This is a genomic window from Myxococcaceae bacterium JPH2, from assembly GCA_016458225.1.
Lineage (GTDB): Bacteria > Myxococcota > Myxococcia > Myxococcales > Myxococcaceae > Citreicoccus.
This window is the reverse complement of the sequence record JAEMGR010000015.1, coordinates 275,665-291,214: the sequence shown is the minus strand read 5'-3', so window position 1 is coordinate 291,214 and position 15,550 is coordinate 275,665. Positions and strand designations below refer to the sequence as shown.

The window sequence follows — 15,550 nt, the reverse complement described above, 5'->3', positions numbered from 1 at the left end:
CGGAGGCGCTCAGCGCGACGGCGGGTACTTCTGGAGCTTGCGCTGGAGCGAGCGGCGGTGGATGCCGAGCTTGCGCGCCGCCTCGGAGATGTTGCCCGCCGAGTCCGCCAGCACGCGGTGGATGTGCTCCCACTCCGCGCGGGCCAGGGACGGGGCCTGGAGCGTCTCGGGCGCGGCCACGGCGGGCTCGTGCGTGGCGCGCGCGAAGGCGGCGAGGATGTCGTCCACGTCCGCGGGCTTGGGCAGGTAGTTCACCGCGCCCAGGCGGATGGCGTCCACGGTGGTGGCGATGCTCCCGTAGCCGGTCAGCACCACGATGCGCGTGGCGGCGTCCACCGCGAGCAGGTCCCTCACCAGCTCCAGCCCGCTGTGCCCTGGCATGCGCAGGTCCACCACCGCGTACTCGGGGGACTCGCGGCGCGCGGCGACGAGTGCCCCCTCGTAGTCGCCCGCGGTGGTGACCTCCCAGCCCCGCTCGCGGAAGGCCCGGCCCAGGCGCTCGCGCAGGGTGGCGTCATCGTCCACCAGGAGCACGCTGGGGTGGTGCTCGGTGCCTGTCGTGCTCATGCCGCGGCCTCCGCGCCAGGCTCGGTCGAGGTGCCGGGCGCGAGCAGGGGCAGGTGGAGCCGCGCCACCGTGCCTTCGCCTGGTGTGGAGCGCAGCTCCAGCGAGCCGCCCAGTTGCTCCGCCAGCGAGCGGGCCAGGAAGAGGCCCAGGCCCATGCCCTCACCGGGGGCCTTGGTGGTGAAGAAGGGCTCGCCCGCGCGCGCGAGGATTTCCGCCGGCATGCCCGCGCCCGTGTCGCGCACCTCCACCCGCGCTCCGCTCGCTTCGGCGCGCACGCACAGCTCCACGGAGGCGTCGCGCGGCGAGGCCTGGAGCGCGTTCTTCACCAGCCCGCGCAGCACGCGGGAGAGCGCTCGCGGTGGGCCATGCACGCGCGACGCGGCCATCTCCGGAGGCAGGTCCACTTGGACGCGCTCGGGGGTGGGCAGCTCCGCCAGCGTGCGCTCCACCAGCGCGCCGAGCGGCACGGCGAGGAAGGCCTCGCCCATCGTCTGTCCCGCGTCCGCGGACATCTGCACCAGCACGTCCCGGCACCGGTCCACCTGTTGACGGATGAGGCGCAGGTCGTCGCGCACCGAGTCCGACGCGCCCGCCGTGGACAGCGCGCGCTCCACTTCCTTGGCCACCACCGCGATGGTGGACAGCGGGGTGGACAGCTCGTGCGCCGCGCCCGCCGCCAGCGTGGCCAGTGACGCGACCTTCTCCCGTCGTGAGTGTTGCGCGCGTGCCAGCGCCAGCTCCTGCTCGCGCTCGCCCAGCGCACGGGTGACGCGCTGGACGAAGTAGACGATGAAGCCCGCGGCCACGGCGAAGGCGACCCACATGCCGTTGAGGTGCAGCCGCATCAGCTCCGCGTGGTCCGGCCGCACCAACCCCGGAATCAGGTCCACGTCCTGGAGCACGAACAGTGAGCCGAAGGCGCCCAACGTGAAGGCGAGCAGTCCCCACGTCCATCGCGCCGGCAGCAGCACCGTGCCCAGCGCCACGTTCACCAGATAGAGCGTGGTGAAGGGGTTGTGCGTGCCACCGCTCAGCGCGAGCAGTCCGGTGAGCACCAGCGTGTCCCAGAGCATCAGTCCGGCGATGACGCTCTCGGCCACTCGGGGCGCGCGCGTGAGCCAGGCGCGCACCGCCGCGTTCGTCACCGTCTCGGCGAGCAGGAGCGCCGCGAGCGCGGACACGGGCAGCGCCAGCTCCAGGCCATACGCCGCCACGGCGATGACGAGCGCCTGTCCCATCAGCACGCCCCACCGCAGCCGCAGCAGCCACTTGAGGTTCAGGCGCGCGCGGGCGCTGGGGTCGCCTGTCTCGGGGGTTCGCGTGGGAATGGCGGACGTCGTCATGGCACTGGAGGGGACATGGCCACGGAGCGGGCCACGCTGTCCAGGGCCTCCGTCGCCGCGTTCGCCGCGCCCAGGTCCACGCCGTCCAGCCACGTGTCATACGCGAGGGTGAGGACGCGCTCGGCCCGAGGGCTCTCGGCCGACAGCGTCAGTCCATCCAGCGCGACCTCCACCGTGGCCACGTTGGACGACACGAGGAGGAAGGGCCGAGGCTCGCCTCCGCCGGCCGGGCTCACCGTGCCCTCGAGCCACAGGCTGCGCCCCGCCATCTCCAGGTCTACCGAGGCCGCGGGCAGGCCCTCCGCGTCGTCATCCGCGGGCTCGAAGCCCACGCGCGCGCGGCAGTAGCGGCCGGGCGGCGGACGCAGCGTGCCCAGCTCCAGCACCTGTCCATCGGGCCGCGCGAGGTCGATGACATGGGGCGCGCCCAGTCGCTTGGGGCTCTCGACGCTGTGCGCCTCCGCGGTGCCGATGGGCGACAGCGCGCGCAGGAGGCGCCACGCCGCGCCCTCCGCGCAGGGCTTCAGCTCCACGCTGCCCACGGTGACGAGTCCGCGCGTGAGCACCACCCGCTCACCGTTGGCGCGCCTGAACTCGCGCGCGGTGCCGGGCTCCTGCGCGCGCGTCTGTCGCGGCGAGAGCGACAGGCCCACGGTGAGCTGGAGTCCGTCCTCACGCTCACCACAACTGGCGAGGCACAGGAGCGTGAGGGCGGCCAAGGGCTTCACGGGAAGGGACCTCACAAGTCGTAGGCGAGGGAGAGCTGCGCGATGGGCGTGGTCGCCACCCGGCCGCGCAGCTGGTTGAGGAAGGGAACGCGCACGCCCGCCTGGAGCGTGACGTCCATCGTCGGGCTGAAGAGGAGATCCGGCGAGGCGTAGGCGATGAAGCCCCCGCCGTTCTCCTCGCGCACGCCATGCGTGTCATTGGCGGCTTCGAGGCGACTGTCCACGCCCAGGCGCACGGCCCAGCGCGTGCCGGGCTGGTACTGCGCGGCCAGCGCGGTGCGCAGCGAGGCGCCCGCCCGGAAGCCCTCGCGCCCGCGCGTGGGGAGGAAGCCCATGGCGGTGGCGGCGAAGGACCAGGTGCCTCGGAAGCCCTGCCACGACAGGCCGGCCATGGGGTCCACCGAGCCGCTGCCCGGCTGCGCATCCAAGCCCAGCACCGAGCCGTCGCGCGCGTGCAGCACGGGCGCGGTGGGCAGCTTCACGCCCGCCACCACGCTGACGAGCTGGTCGGGCGAGAACTCCTTGTCCTTCCACACGAAGGCCTTGGCGCTGACGTCCACCTCGCCCACGCCCCAGCCGCGCTCGCGGGTGAGGCTCACGTCGCGCGTCTCGCGGAGCTGGAGGGGGAGGTTGGCGGCCAACACCAACCAGGAGCGAGGCGCGTAGGCCACGGCCACGTCCATGCGCAGCTCGCGCAGGCGCAGCGCGTCCTCGCCGTCACGGCCCATGGTGTGGCCCCACGCGCGCATCGTGGTGGACAGGCGCAGGCGTCCCTGGAAGGGCTGCTCGTCCCCCATGGAGGTGAGCGTGGGGTCGCCACACGCGCATGTAGCGCAGGCCCGCGCGGAGGACATGGGCGCGAGCACCAGCGCGCCGCTCAGCATTGCGATGAAGGAGGAGGCTTTCACGACGAGCGGCAGGATAGCGACGAGCCTGCTCGCTCCGCTGTGGCGTGTTGTCGCAGGCCGGGCGGGGGTCCACCGGGGAACGTGAAGGACGCGGGAGTGTCTGGAGGGCGACCGGCCGCCCAGGCGGTGCCTGCCGCCTCGCGCCTCGCGGTCCATCTTGGACAAGAGGACCGCCCATGCGCGCGAGGAGGGCGGGCGGCGGGAGTCTCACGGAGGACGTCATGGGCCTGCTCGCACCGATTGGCCGGCTGCTGTTTTCGGCCATCTTCATCACCAGCGGCCTGAGCCACTTCATCCAGCTGGATGCGATGACTGCCTATGCCCAGAGCTCGGGCATCCCGAATCCACGCAACGCGGTGTTGGCCTCGGGCGCGGCGCTGGTGCTGGGCGGGCTGTGCGTGCTGCTGGGCTTCTTCGCGAGGCTGGGCGCCGCGGTGCTGGCCGTGTTCCTCATCGCGTCGGCCTTCATGGTCCACAAGTTCTGGCTCATGGGCGACGCGGTGCAGGCGCAGGACAACCTCATCCACTTCATGAAGAACCTGTCCATGGCGGGCGGCGCGCTGCTCATCGTCTACTTCGGCCCCGGGCCGTACAGCCTGTCGCGTCGTCGGCGCGAGGACGGACTGGGCGGCCCTCGCATGGGCTTGCGGCACTGAGCCGCCGCGCTCACCCGGTCGCGGCCATCGAGGCGGCGTGCAGCGTGAAGAAGGCGACCTCGGGCGTGCTGCCTCGGCGCAGGTACGGGCCGCCGAAGCCGAAGCCCAGGCCCTGGTTCACGTAGAGGTGATTGCCGTTCACGCTGTAGTGGCCGCGGATGTACGGCTGGCCCGCGCGGCGGAACAGCGCCTCGGTGAGGCCGCGCACGATGAACTGGCCGCCGTGCGTGTGTCCGGAGAACTGCACCAGGCCCTCGCCCGCGGGGAGCTTCTCCACGGTGGGCGGCGTGTGGGCCAGCACCAGTCGCGTGCCCGAGGCGGGCGCGCCTCGGAAGGTGCTCGCCACGTCGTCGTTGCCCGTGAGGCCATCATCCACGCCCAGCACGGTGACGGGCGCGCCGCGCACGCTCACCACGCGGTGCTCGTTCTGGAGCACCGTGTAACCCAGCTGCTCGAAGCCCTCGCGCAGATAGGGCGCGTTGACCCAGTGGTCGTGGTTGCCCATCACGACGAAGACCGGGCCCGCGAGTCCCGCGAGCAGCTCGCGCACGCGCGGCAGCGGCTTGGGGCTGTGCGTGACGTAGTCGCCCGTGAGGAAGACGAGGTCCGGGGCCTCGGCGTTGACGGCGGCCACGGCGCGGCGGATCCGCAGCTCGGAGGTGGCCTGCCCCACGTGCACGTCCGAGAGCTGGGCGATGCGCAGCCCGTGATGCGCGGGGTGGATGCCTCGCAGGTGGAGCACGTGCTCGGTGAGCGCGAAGTGGTCGCGCCAGCGCAGCCGGTCCGGGCGCAGCGGATCCACTCCGTTGCGCGCCACGACCTCGTTGCGGCCTCGAGTGCCTGCTGTCGCGGGGGCGGACGCGTCCTTCCGGGAGAGGAGGGACGAGGCGGGGGTGCGGCGGCGGATGAGTCTCAGGCGCATGCGGTGTCGTGTCCTCCGGCGCACGAGGTGAACAGGGGCCGAGTCTAGAGATCCGACCGGGGTGGGTTGAAGTCGGGAAAGCGAGGCACGGTCGCTGTCCGGACAGCCGGCTCGGGAGGCTCGGGACAACCCGGCCCCGGCCGCGAACATTTCCCTGCCCTGGGGGGCGCGGGATGGCGAGGACCTGGCGCGGCGGGCGCCCGAGCGAGCGTCCGCCGCGGGGCCCGGCGCGACGAGGACGGCTCAGTAGCCGCGCAGCACGTACACCTTGCTGTTCACCCGGACGAAGAGCATCGAGGGCGTGACGGTGGCGTCGTAGAGGAGCTGCTGGATGCCGCCGCCCTTCACGCCGCTGACCTTCTCCAGCGTGCGGTCCGGTTTGATGCGCCACAGGCCATCGCCCTCGGTGCCCACGAAGAGCGAGCCGTCATCCGTGGCCGCCAGCGAGCTGATGCCCCGACCGCCCAGCTCCTCCACGCGCGTCGTCGCCTGTACCTTCAGCGTGTACGCGCCGTTGGTCTGTTGGCGACGCTGCGTGTCCAGCCGGAACAGGCCCTCGGTGTGACTGCCCACGTAGTAGGCGCCGTCCTTCGTCTGCTCGAAGGCGCGCCAGAAGGCGAAGGGCACTTCGCCGCTGCGGTACGTGTCATCGCCTCCGTTCACGGGCTCGACGAAGGTGTTGAGCGAGTAGAACGCGCCCTTGTCCTCGAAGTGCCACAGGGCCATGTCCGAGTTGGGGACGATGATGCCAATCTTCCAGTCGTTGCCGATGAGCACCGAGCCGTCCTGCCCGATGCCCAGGCCATACGTCAGGCCCGTGCGCTGCGACCAGCTCCCATCGTCCTTCTTCACCCAGAACACCGGGTGGCGGTGGCTGCTGTACGTCAGCCCGCGGATGCGCGTCACGCCGTGGTTCGTGCCGATGTAGACCTCACCGGCATACGGCCCGCGCATCACCCGCGCGCACGAGTAGATGCTGCGGTCCTCGTCGTAGTGGTAGTCGTTGCTGTTGTGGATGCCCAGCGGCACGTTCCCGGTGGGGCGGCTGCTGCCCGTGGATTGGTACAGGTGCTCCTGGAGCGTCACGGCGCCCTGGAGCGCGTCCCACTGGACCACGTCCACGTCGCCCTGCTGGTAGTAGTTCCAGTTCGCCGGGTCGTAGCCGGGCTCGCCCTCGCTCGCGATGCGGTTGCCGCCCGGGATGTCATCGCTCGAGCGGTAGCCCACGTACGCTTGTCCCGCCGCGCCGCCGCAGATGACGGTGGAGGTGTAGCCCTTGCCCGCCTGGCCCACGTTCTGGGTCCACACGACCTTCTTCGTGTCCGCGCTGAGCATGCCGATGCGACTGCCGGCGAGCAGCCAGATGTTGTGCGCGGCATCGACCGTGAGCGACTGCACATGGTCCAGGCCGTAGCGGTCCGTGTAGTTGAGCACGGGGTCCTGGGGCCAAGGGCCCGCGGGGTCCACCGGCGGCGGGCCCGCATCCGTGCCCGCGTCGGGGGCGGGGCCCGCGTCCGGAGGCTCACCCGCGTCGGGGATGCCCGCGTCCGGAGGCTCCTCGCCCGCGTCGGGATCCGTCGTCGGCTCCTCCACGGGAGGCTCCTCTCCATGGGGCCTGTTGGGGGGTTCTGAACTCCCACACGCCCATGCGCCCGCGACCACCAACCCGATACACGCGCCCAGCACTCGTCGAATCACCGTGACCTCCCCTCGGAGGCCGCAGAGCAATCGGTGTACCGGGGGCGGAGCGGGTGGGGAGGCCGCATGGCGTGGGAACGCGCGTGCCCACGCCGAGGCAGCGCGTGGGCATGGCCTGGGTACCTCCTCGCCCCGGGATGCGCCGAGGCGTGCCTCAGTCGACGACGTGCATTGGCGCGTTGGCGCCCGGGTTGGAGCCGCTGGGGCCCGACGGGGTGCTGGCGGTGACCTCCACCGCCACGGGGGAGTCGCCGTTGAGCTGGAAGCGCGCGCGCACGGGCAGGCCCTCGGGGATGGCGTCCGCCTTCACCCGCTTGCCGTCGAGCCAGATTTTGGTCTGGTCCTTCACCGCGAGCTGCGCGGGCGGCAACCCGGAGCGCTCCACGGTGATGTGTCCGCGCCTGGCTTCCTTCACGGTGCCGTGGAGGTCGAAGGCGGAGGCGGCCTGGAACGTCTCCGCCTCGCGCTGCTTGGAGTCCGCGTCCTGACCCACGACCTTCTTGGCCGTGTCGTTGATGGCCGGTCCCACCTGGGTGGCGTCCACGCCCGTGCCGTGACTCGAGCTGCTCGACTGCGCCAGCGCCGTCGTGGCCAGACACACGCCCAGCAGGCAGAGGTGCTTCTTCATGTGCTCGCTCCCGTCAGTCTCGAAGTGACTGTCGAGAATGACGGTGGGCAGGCGTCACGGCCGCGCCAAGCGACGGACGGGGCGGCACGATGCGCCGCGCCGGCACGCAGACGAGAGAGCGAGCGCTCGGGCGGCTCAGGCGCAGCGGTCGCAGACGCCGCGCAGCTGCACTTCGACGTGACGCTGGGCCACGGCGCGAGGCACGCCCCGCGCGGAGGCGATGCGCACGGACTCGTCGGGGAGGCACGTGACGGTGCCGCAGTCCGTGCACGAGAAGTGGGGGTGCGTGCCCGCGTGCTCGGCGCCCGCGCGCTTGAGCTCGAAGCGCCAGACATGGTCGCCCAGGTCGGCGCGGTTGACGAGCCCCGCCTCGGTGAGGTCCGTCAGGTTGCGGTAGAGGGTGACGCGGTCGTAGCCGTCATCGCCCAGGGCCTCCACCAGGTCCGCGTGGCTCATGGGCGCGGTGGCCCCTTCCAGCTCTCGCAGCACGGCCACCCGGGGCGCGGTGCTGCGCAGGCCCGCGGTGCGGATGCGTTCCTGAATGTCGGTGAGCTTCATCGGCGCGGCGTTCTTCTTGGCACCCATGGGGCGTCCGCATAGCGCACCTGCCACGCGGATTCACGCGGCTTGAGGCGCGACGGCGCGATGAAGTCCGATTGCCTCCGTAGGAGAGGTGTACTTGCAGCCCGGTTGCTGCTGCGGTCCGTGTTGCCGGAGCGCGCGCCCGGCGCAGGGGGAGGCGGCGGTGGCCTCCGGTTCACGCCTGGGTCCTCGGGCGAGGGACGGCGCGGACCCGGGTGGGGTGATGACGCGCACGGACACTGCGGAGGCTCGGCCTCGCGGGGCGGTGTCAGGTAGTTCCCATCGGACGGGAACTGGGACCGGAGTCTGTATGCCTTTTCGGCGCATTTCCCGTATCCACCCACGAATGTCCAGCCGGGTCGCGAGCGCCTGAGGGACGAGGCTGGCGGGGCAGTGTGCCGAGGAGGTCTCGATGATGCCGGCAGCACACCAGGTTCCCGAGCCGTCGGCCGTGGAGCAGCCCTCGCGGCGGCGGCTGGTGTGGGTGGGGAGCATGGGGGACGCGTGGTTGTCGCTCTCCCGGGTGGCGCGGTTGCTGGACTGCGAGCCGGTGGCCACGGGCTCGCTGGCCATGGCCCGCCGCGAGGTGCAGAACTCCCGCCCGCGCATGGTGCTGGTGCACTGGAAGCTGGTGACGCCGGGAGGCCCCGGGCCGCGCACGCAGCTGGGGCTCTCGGGGGTGCCGCTGGCGCTGGTGGTGGACCGCGACGCGCCCGCCGAGGTGCTGGAGGCCGCCGAGCGCGACGGCGTGGAGGACTGCCTGGTGGCGCCCGTGCGCGCCTACGAGGTGGCCGCCCGGCTCGCGGCGCTGGCCGGAGAGCGCCCCGCTCCCGAGGCCCGCGTGGTGGAGCGGCACAGCCCTCGGCTCCTGCTCGTGCTGGGGCCCGGTGGCATCCGAGGCGGCGGCGGCCTGGGCTCGCTCCTGGAGTCGTGTGGCCACCTCCTGCTCTACGCGTCCACGCTGGAGGGGGGCGTGGCGCGGGTGGCGGAGGGCGGCGTGACGCCGCACCTGGTGCTGCTGTGCGAGGACGACGTGCCGCCCGGCGCGTTGGCGCGGCTGCGAGCGGGCCTGCGCGCGCAGCCGGGGTTGGCCCGCGTGCCGGTGGTCCTGCTCACGTCCAACACCGTGGGGTGCGAGGAGGGCTCGGACGGGGTGGTGCGGCTGAGCCTGCGCGCGCTGCGGCCGGCCGCGCTGCTGGCGCACCTGCACGCGATGCTGGGCCGCGAGCTGGCGCACCTGCGGATGGAGGAGCGGGTGTCGTTCTGCTGTCCGCTGGAGTTCCGCGCGAGCGGGCCGCGCGCCGGAGAGTGGGTCTCCGGCTTCTCCGCCGGGGTGAGCCCCGGCTCGCTGTTGGTGCGCACGTGGGTGCCCGCGAAGGCCGGCGCGGCGGTGTCGCTGCGCATCCACCTGCCCACCACCCGGGACGTGCTGGAGGCCGAGGGCGTGGTGGCCTGGGCCCACCCGTACGCGCCCCGGGGCCCGCTCTCCTATCCCCGGGGCATGGGCGTGCAGTTCCTCGGCATGGGGTCGCAGCGGCTGATGCACCTGCGGCAGCTCTGCCGAGCCACGGAGTGACCCTCGCTGGAGGACCCATGCGACGCAAGAAGGTACTCCTCGTCGATGATTCGTCCACCGTGTTGCTGTTGCATCGCCTGATGCTGATGGAGCGCGGTTACGACACCATCACCGCGCGCGACGGCATGGAGGCGCTGGAGCTGGCGGCGGTGGAGCGCCCGGACCTCGTCTTCCTGGACGTGGTGATGCCGCACCTGGACGGGCTGGAGACGTGCCGGATGCTGCGCGACCGGGACCCCACGCGGCTGACGCCCATCGTGCTGTGCTCCTCGCGCGCGGAGCCCAACAGCGTGCGCGCCGGGTTCGACAGCGGCTGCTCGGACTATCTGGCCATGCCCTTCATCGGCGACGAGCTGACCGCGGTGCTGCACCGATATCTGGACGGCTAGCGCGCCCTCACAGCAGCCGAGGCTGCTGCGGCGCGGGCAGGGGCGGCATGGAGCGGCGCGGCAGCGTCACGGTGAAGCGCGTGCCCTCGTCCTCGGAGGAGGAGACCTCGATGGTGCCGCCGTGCGCCTGGACAATCTCCCGGACGATGTAGAGCCCCAGCCCGTAGCTCATCTTCAGCGTGCGCGCCGTCTGCGGGCCGCGCCGGAAGGGCTCGAAGAGGTGCGGGAGCTGCGACTCGGGGATGGGGCGCCCCTCGTTGTGCACCTCCACCACCACCTTGGTGCGCAGCCCTATCGCCTTCAGGCGCACGGGCTGCTCGGCGGGCCCGTACTTGAGCGCGTTCTCCACCAGGTTGGACACCACCTGGGCCAGCCGGTCCGGGTCCCACTGGCCGCGCGTGTTGCCCTTGTGCTCCACGCTGATGTCGCGCTGGGGATAGGCGATGCGGAACTCGTGGGCCACCTTGTCCAGCAGCTCCTTCAGCTCCGCGGTCCGAGGCTCGATGATGACGCTGCCCACCAGCCGCGCGCGGGTGAAGTCCAGCAGGAGCCGCGTCAGCCGCTCGATGCGCACCGCCGCGGTGGAGATGCGCTGGCTGGTGCGCGCCGCGTCCTCGGGCGAGCCCCCCGTGGCCAGCACGCGCGACCAGTTCATGATGGCGCCGAGCGGGCTGCGGATGTCGTGGCTGATGATGCCCATCAAGTGTTCCTGGAACTCGGAGTGACGGCGCGTCTCCTCCTCGGACCACTTGCGCGTGGTGATGTCGCGGCTGATGCCGAACAGGCCGTACACGCGGCCGGCCTCGTCGCGCAGCACGCTCTTGGTGGACAGCCACACGCGCTTGCCGCTGGACGTGTGCTCCACGTTCTCGAACGAGAGCGTCTTCTCCGAGGCGAACACCGCCCGGTCGTTCGCGGTGAAGGCCTGGCCCATCTCGTCCGAGAACAGCTCCAGGTCCGTGCGGCCCAGCACGCCGTCCGGCTGGCGTCCCAGGGCCCGCGCGCCCGCGGAGTTGATGAGCTGGTAGCGGCCCTCCAGGTCCTTGGTGAAGACCGCGTCCGTCGTCTCCTCGATGAGGGACGCGAGGAGCGCGTCGGTGCGGCGGGCCTGCTCCCGGGCGCCGCGCTCGGGGGTGATGTCGCGGCCGTGCACCAGCAGGCCGCCCGCGAGCGGACGCGTGCGGACCTCGAACCAGGTGTCGGATTCAGGCCACGCGTACTCGTAGCTGACGCAGTCCTGCGTGCTCGCGGGTTGCTCGAAGCGCACGTGCTGCCGCAGCCCCAGGAGGTCCGGATACGAGTGGCGCAGGTCCTGCCCCAAGGGCGCCTGCTCCGCGAGCAGCTCCGCCATGCGTGGGTTCACGTAGACGACACGCCACTCCGCGTCGACGGCGAGGAACGCGTCCGGCAGCCCATCCAGGATGGCGTGCGGGCCCAGCCCACTCGTGTCCGGCATGGCGGGCGCGGCGGTGGGCTGGCGCTTGTTGGCGGGTGCGTGGGCCATCGACGGGCGGAAGGGGCAGGCCCCTTCTCAGGGAGAGCGCGCGGGCGCGGCGGAAGCGAGGCGAGAGGTGGCTGGGCAGAACGTGAAGCGCATCCAGTCGCCACCATACCCCGCTCCTCGCGCGACGGTAGCCACGCACCCCGCGGGACGAGGCACTCGCACTGCGCGTCACATCTCTGCTTGAAAATGAGAGTGCCCCGCGACCGGGGTGTTCGCTGGTGGTGAATGAATGTGGCGGTGATGGACAGTCGCGCCGTCGACTGCCTCACGACTGCCCGGTGAGGGTCCGGACCGCGTCGCAGAGGGCATCCAAATCGAAGGGCTTGTCGAAGGTGAAGGCGGCGCCCAGGCGGCGGGCCTCCAGGTGGGTGGCCTCGTCTCCGAAGGCGGTGATGAGGATGACGGGCGTGGCCCAGTCGACGCGGCGCAGGCGGGAGAGGACCTCCAGGCCGGTGCACCCGGGCATGCGCACGTCGGTGATGATGAGGTCGGGCACCACCTGCGCCACGCCGGCGCGGCCCCGCACGAGCATCTCGATGAGCTCGCGACCGTCGCGCGCCTCCAGGATGTCGCAGCCGTGGCGGCCCAGGGCCTCCGCCATGAGGCGCCGCATCTCCGTGTCGTCCTCGGCGATGAGCACGCGAGGGTCCGCGGGGGGCGCCTCGCTGCCCGGAACCCAGGGCAGCTCCTCTCCAGTGTCGGCACCGTCATGCCAGGCCATGCGTTCCTCCCAAGGGATTCGAGGTGTCCCCGGGGAAGAGCATCCCGTGTGCCAGCGTCAGGCTTTGCGGGTCGGCTCCTTGCCGTCCTTGTCCTCCGCCTCGCCGCGCTCCAGCTTGCGGTAGAGCGTCTTGCGGTCCACGCCGAGGATGCGCGCGGCGAGGGTGCGACTGCCGCCCACCGCCTCGAGCACGCGGTGGATGTAGCGGCGCTCCAGCTCCTCCAGCGTCACCAGCTCGGAGGCGTCCGTGTTCTCCGGGACGACGCGAGGGCTGCTGTAGTTGCGGACGCGCTCGGGCAGGTCGTCGACGGTGAGCTGCTCGAAGGAGGTGAGGGCCACCGCGCGCTCGATGCAGTTCTGGAGTTCACGCACGTTGCCCGGCCAACCGTAGGCGAGCAGTCGCTGCGCGGCGGCCGGAGACAGGCCCACCACGCGCTTGCCCGTGCGGGTGGCGAACTGCTCGATGAAGCGCTGGGACAACAAGAGGACGTCGTTGCCGCGCGCGCGCAGCGGGGGCAGTTCGATGCCGATGACGTTGAGGCGGTAGTAGAGGTCCTCGCGGAAGCGGTCCTCCTCCACGGCCAGCTCCAGGTCGCGGTTGGTGGCCGCGACGATGCGCGCGTCGAAGGGCACTTCCGTGTCCCCGCCCACCGGGCGCACCACCCGCTCCTGGAGCGCGCGCAAGAGCTTGGGCTGGAGGGTGAGGGGCAGCTCTCCCACCTCGTCCAGGAAGAGGGTGCCGCCGTGGGCCTTCACGAAGAGGCCGGCGCGCGGGGCCTTGGCGTCGGTGAAGGCGCCCTTGGCGTGACCGAACAGCTCGCTCTCCAGGAGGGGCTCGGGCATGGCCGCGCAGTTGATGGCCACGAAGGGCCCCTCCTTGCGGCGGCCTCGGGCGTGCAGCGCGCGGGCGGCCACCTCCTTGCCGGTGCCGCTCTCGCCGGTAATCAGCACGGTGGCGTCCACGTCCGCCACGCGGTCGATGAGGGCGTAGGCCTGCTTGAGGGCGGGGCTCTCGCCCACCACGCCGCTGTCATCCTGCTGACGGCCCAGCGCCTCGCGCAGCCGGCGCACCTCCTGGCGCAGCGCGCGATGCCCCACCGCGCGCTCCAGCACCAGCACCAGGGCGTCCACGTCGATGGGCTTGGTGATGAAGTCGTAGGCCCCGGCGCGGATGGCGGCCACGGCCGTCTCCATGCTGCCGAACGCCGTCACCACCACCACGGGGATGTCCGGGCGGTTGAGGACGATGCGCTCGCACAACCCCAACCCGTCCATGCCGGGCATGCGCAGGTCGGTGAGCACCGCGTCGAAGTCCTCGGACTCCAGGTGCCGGAGGGCCTCGTCGGCGGCGCCGAAGGCGTGGGGCTCGAAGCCGCGGCGGGCGAGGCCCTTCTCCAGCAGCGCGCGCATCTCGCGCTCGTCCTCCACAATCAGGATGCGGCCTGGCATGAGTCGGCTCCCGGGGGCAGGTAGATGGAGAAACAACTGCCATGCCCTGGCTGGCTGCGCACGGCAATCCAGCCGCCATGGTCGCGCACCAGGCCATAGGAGACGGACAGCCCCAGGCCCGTGCCCTCGCCCACGTCCTTGGTGGTGAAGAAGGGCTCGAAGATGTGGGGCAGCACCTCCGGCGAGATGCCCTCTCCTTCGTCCTCCACGTCCAGGCGCACCCACTCCGCCTCGGGGCCGCCCACGTCCGCGGGGGGCGCGGCGCGCGTGTGCTGGGCGCTGACGCGCAGGGCGCCCGAGCGCCGCATCGCTTGGATGCCGTTCATCACCAGGTTGGTGAGCACCTGTTGGAGTTGTCCACCGTCCACGTCCAGCGACAAGCCCGAGGGCACGTCCTGCGCCAGCGTGACGCCGTGCTTGGTGGCCATGGGCTTGAGCAGGCCCAGCGTGCGCGTGACGAGCTGCGCCACGTCCTCGGGCGCGCGGTGGGGCGTGCGGCGGCGCGCGAAGTCCAGGAGCTGACGGATGATGGCCGTCATGTGCTGGGCCTGCTGGGAGATGATGCGGGCGCACTCGCCCACCTCGTCGCCCTCGGCCTCGCCGGAGGCAATCATCTTGGCGCGGCCCATCACCACGTTGAGGGGCGTGCCCAGTTCGTGCGCCACGCCCGAGGCCAGCTTGCCCACCGTGGTGAGGCGGTCCGCGTGGCGCAGGTGCTCCAGCGTGGACAGTCGCCCCGCGGTCTCCGTGGCCAGCCGCGAGCGCGTCTCTTCCAACTGCTCGCCCATGCGGTTCATGGCCGCGGCCAGCGTGGTGAGCTCGTCGCCGCGGCCTCCGCGCAGGGGCACGCGCGCGGTGAGGTCGCCCTCGCCGATGCGATGGGCGAACGTCATGAGCTGCTCCACCGGGCGGCCCACCAGCCGACGGCCCAGGGCCATGGCGGCCAGGAGGAAGAAGACGGCGATGGTGGCCGTGGCGATGGCCGTGCCCATGATGGTGGTGCGCACGTGGAGCTGCTGCTCGGTCAGGGCCTCGGTGATTTCGATGGCGCCCAGGCGGCGGCCCAGCAGCACGGGCGTGTACGAGCGCAGCACGTCCGGGTCATCGCTGGCGTCCACCACCGAGCCGTCATGCCCGGCGCGCAGCGAGGCCAGGAGCGCGGGCGGCAAGAGGGGCGCGAAGCCCGAGCCCGGCCCGCCATCAATCCACACCCAGCGCAGGCGCACCTGTTCTTGAAAGCGGTTGGCCTGGTTGAGCAGCGTGAGGGCTTCCGACTCACCGGCCAGCTGCCACGCCTTTCCGATGGACCCGGCGAGCGTGTGGCCGAGCAATCGGTGGTCGTGCTGCATGTCGATGGCGGAGCGCGCCAGCTCTCGCTCCACCTGGAACGTCTGCAGCCCGGCCATGACGGCCACGGCGAGCAGGACGAGGGCGAGCGTGATTTTTCGGGCGAGCTTCACGGGAAAAGGCAACCCCCGGTCCGTGGGCGAGGGGGAAGAGCGCACGGACCGGGGATGGTACGCAAGAGGTACCGCGGGTACTGCACCTGCGAAAGGCGATCAGTTCGCGCTGCCCGCGCCCTCGCTCGGGGTCGCGGCGGCCTTCGGGGCAGGGTGCGCCTTCGTCCCCTTCTTGCCCTTCGCGGCCGGCTTCGCCGGGGCGGTGGCCGCCGCGTCCGTGCCCTTGGCCGCCTTGGGGGCGGTAGCGAAGGCGCTCATCGACGCGAGAGCGAAGGTCAGACCAACGACGAGGGACGTGGTGCGCTTCATGGTTTGCTCCGGGTTGTTCCCGCGATGGTGCGGGGATGTCCCGGGCTAGAGCAGCCGGCGTGCCAACACCGCCTCTCCTCGGAGCACCTCGGTGCGCGGGGCGGAACTCC

At 71.9% G+C, this 15,550-nt stretch carries 16 protein-coding genes; 3 read left to right on the top strand and 13 right to left on the bottom strand.

From position 1 onward, the window contains the following. Positions 1–9: 9 nt before the first annotated feature. Genes JGU66_23330 through JGU66_23315 form a run of 4 tightly spaced genes read right to left on the bottom strand, consistent with a single transcriptional unit; the run spans position 10 to position 3,435 of the window. Positions 10–567, bottom strand: a complete 558-nt coding sequence (locus JGU66_23330) for a response regulator (GenBank protein ID MBJ6763714.1) — start codon at positions 565–567, stop codon at positions 10–12. Next, positions 564–1,910, bottom strand: a complete 1,347-nt coding sequence (locus tag JGU66_23325; GenBank protein ID MBJ6763713.1) for a HAMP domain-containing histidine kinase — start codon at positions 1,908–1,910, stop codon at positions 564–566. The genes JGU66_23330 and JGU66_23325 overlap by 4 nt, the downstream gene beginning before the upstream one ends. Further along, positions 1,907–2,638 carry a hypothetical protein gene (locus JGU66_23320; protein MBJ6763712.1) on the bottom strand — a complete coding sequence of 244 codons (732 nt, stop codon included), beginning with the start codon at positions 2,636–2,638 and terminating at the stop codon, positions 1,907–1,909. Before JGU66_23320 ends, JGU66_23325 begins: the two co-directional genes overlap by 4 nt. 11 nt (positions 2,639–2,649) lie before the next feature. Beyond that, positions 2,650–3,435 carry a transporter gene (locus JGU66_23315; GenBank protein MBJ6763711.1) on the bottom strand — a complete coding sequence of 262 codons (786 nt, stop codon included), beginning with the start codon at positions 3,433–3,435 and terminating at the stop codon, positions 2,650–2,652. Between the two features lie 332 nt (positions 3,436–3,767). Here JGU66_23315 and JGU66_23310 point away from each other — a divergent pair, with 332 nt between their 5' ends. Continuing rightward, entirely contained in the window at positions 3,768–4,202 is a 435-nt protein-coding gene (locus tag JGU66_23310; protein MBJ6763710.1) for a DoxX family protein, read from the top strand. Positions 4,203–4,212: 10 nt separating this feature from the next. Here the strand turns inward: JGU66_23310 and JGU66_23305 are convergent, their stop codons facing one another. The 4 genes from JGU66_23305 to JGU66_23290 all read right to left on the bottom strand — a co-directional run bounded on the left by JGU66_23305 (position 4,213) and on the right by JGU66_23290 (position 8,035). Then, on the bottom strand, positions 4,213–5,124 hold the full coding sequence (locus JGU66_23305; GenBank protein ID MBJ6763709.1) for a metallophosphoesterase: 912 nt from the start codon (positions 5,122–5,124) through the stop codon (positions 4,213–4,215). A gap of 243 nt (positions 5,125–5,367) precedes the next feature. Then, positions 5,368–6,717 (bottom strand): hypothetical protein, encoded by a 1,350-nt coding sequence (locus JGU66_23300; GenBank protein MBJ6763708.1) that lies wholly within the window; start codon positions 6,715–6,717, stop codon positions 5,368–5,370. A gap of 259 nt (positions 6,718–6,976) precedes the next feature. Then, positions 6,977–7,450: a hypothetical protein gene (locus tag JGU66_23295; GenBank protein MBJ6763707.1), complete on the bottom strand. Its 474-nt coding sequence runs from the start codon at positions 7,448–7,450 to the stop codon at positions 6,977–6,979. 135 nt (positions 7,451–7,585) lie between these two features. Then, positions 7,586–8,035, bottom strand: coding sequence for a transcriptional repressor (locus JGU66_23290; protein MBJ6763706.1), 450 nt, complete (start codon positions 8,033–8,035; stop codon positions 7,586–7,588). Between the two features lie 409 nt (positions 8,036–8,444). Here JGU66_23290 and JGU66_23285 point away from each other — a divergent pair, with 409 nt between their 5' ends. Further along, positions 8,445–9,608, top strand: a complete 1,164-nt coding sequence (locus tag JGU66_23285) for a PilZ domain-containing protein (protein ID MBJ6763705.1) — start codon at positions 8,445–8,447, stop codon at positions 9,606–9,608. 17 nt (positions 9,609–9,625) lie between these two features. Further along, positions 9,626–9,997: a response regulator gene (locus JGU66_23280; GenBank protein MBJ6763704.1), complete on the top strand. Its 372-nt coding sequence runs from the start codon at positions 9,626–9,628 to the stop codon at positions 9,995–9,997. Positions 9,998–10,004: 7 nt separating this feature from the next. On the opposite strand, the gene JGU66_23275 is transcribed toward JGU66_23280, so the two are convergent. From JGU66_23275 to JGU66_23255, 5 genes are all read right to left on the bottom strand, one after another. Then, positions 10,005–11,501 (bottom strand): PAS domain-containing protein, encoded by a 1,497-nt coding sequence (locus tag JGU66_23275; protein MBJ6763703.1) that lies wholly within the window; start codon positions 11,499–11,501, stop codon positions 10,005–10,007. A 265-nt stretch (positions 11,502–11,766) separates the two neighbouring features. Further along, positions 11,767–12,222: a response regulator gene (locus tag JGU66_23270; protein MBJ6763702.1), complete on the bottom strand. Its 456-nt coding sequence runs from the start codon at positions 12,220–12,222 to the stop codon at positions 11,767–11,769. A 57-nt stretch (positions 12,223–12,279) separates the two neighbouring features. Next, on the bottom strand, positions 12,280–13,671 hold the full coding sequence (locus JGU66_23265) for a sigma-54-dependent Fis family transcriptional regulator (protein MBJ6763701.1): 1,392 nt from the start codon (positions 13,669–13,671) through the stop codon (positions 12,280–12,282). Next, positions 13,653–15,131: a HAMP domain-containing histidine kinase gene (locus JGU66_23260; GenBank protein ID MBJ6763700.1), complete on the bottom strand. Its 1,479-nt coding sequence runs from the start codon at positions 15,129–15,131 to the stop codon at positions 13,653–13,655. Before JGU66_23260 ends, JGU66_23265 begins: the two co-directional genes overlap by 19 nt. 99 nt (positions 15,132–15,230) lie before the next feature. After that, positions 15,231–15,440, bottom strand: coding sequence for a hypothetical protein (locus JGU66_23255; GenBank protein MBJ6763699.1), 210 nt, complete (start codon positions 15,438–15,440; stop codon positions 15,231–15,233). Between the last annotated feature and the right edge of the window lie 110 nt (positions 15,441–15,550).

Bases quoted from the DNA above. Each gene is read 5' to 3' on its own strand.
- JGU66_23325 (MBJ6763713.1), bottom strand. From the start codon at position 1,910: ATGACGACGTCCGCCATTCCCACGCGAACCCCCGAGACAGGCGACCCC.
- JGU66_23290 (MBJ6763706.1), bottom strand. From the start codon at position 8,035: ATGGGTGCCAAGAAGAACGCCGCGCCGATGAAGCTCACCGACATTCAG.
- JGU66_23280 (MBJ6763704.1), top strand. From the start codon at position 9,626: ATGCGACGCAAGAAGGTACTCCTCGTCGATGATTCGTCCACCGTGTTG.
- JGU66_23255 (MBJ6763699.1), bottom strand. From the start codon at position 15,440: ATGAAGCGCACCACGTCCCTCGTCGTTGGTCTGACCTTCGCTCTCGCG.
- JGU66_23270 (MBJ6763702.1), bottom strand. From the start codon at position 12,222: ATGGCCTGGCATGACGGTGCCGACACTGGAGAGGAGCTGCCCTGGGTT.
- JGU66_23275 (MBJ6763703.1), bottom strand. From the start codon at position 11,501: ATGGCCCACGCACCCGCCAACAAGCGCCAGCCCACCGCCGCGCCCGCC.
- JGU66_23285 (MBJ6763705.1), top strand. From the start codon at position 8,445: ATGATGCCGGCAGCACACCAGGTTCCCGAGCCGTCGGCCGTGGAGCAG.
- JGU66_23265 (MBJ6763701.1), bottom strand. From the start codon at position 13,671: ATGCCAGGCCGCATCCTGATTGTGGAGGACGAGCGCGAGATGCGCGCG.
- JGU66_23305 (MBJ6763709.1), bottom strand. From the start codon at position 5,124: ATGCGCCTGAGACTCATCCGCCGCCGCACCCCCGCCTCGTCCCTCCTC.
- JGU66_23295 (MBJ6763707.1), bottom strand. From the start codon at position 7,450: ATGAAGAAGCACCTCTGCCTGCTGGGCGTGTGTCTGGCCACGACGGCG.
- JGU66_23330 (MBJ6763714.1), bottom strand. From the start codon at position 567: ATGAGCACGACAGGCACCGAGCACCACCCCAGCGTGCTCCTGGTGGAC.
- JGU66_23310 (MBJ6763710.1), top strand. From the start codon at position 3,768: ATGGGCCTGCTCGCACCGATTGGCCGGCTGCTGTTTTCGGCCATCTTC.
- JGU66_23315 (MBJ6763711.1), bottom strand. From the start codon at position 3,435: ATGGGGGACGAGCAGCCCTTCCAGGGACGCCTGCGCCTGTCCACCACG.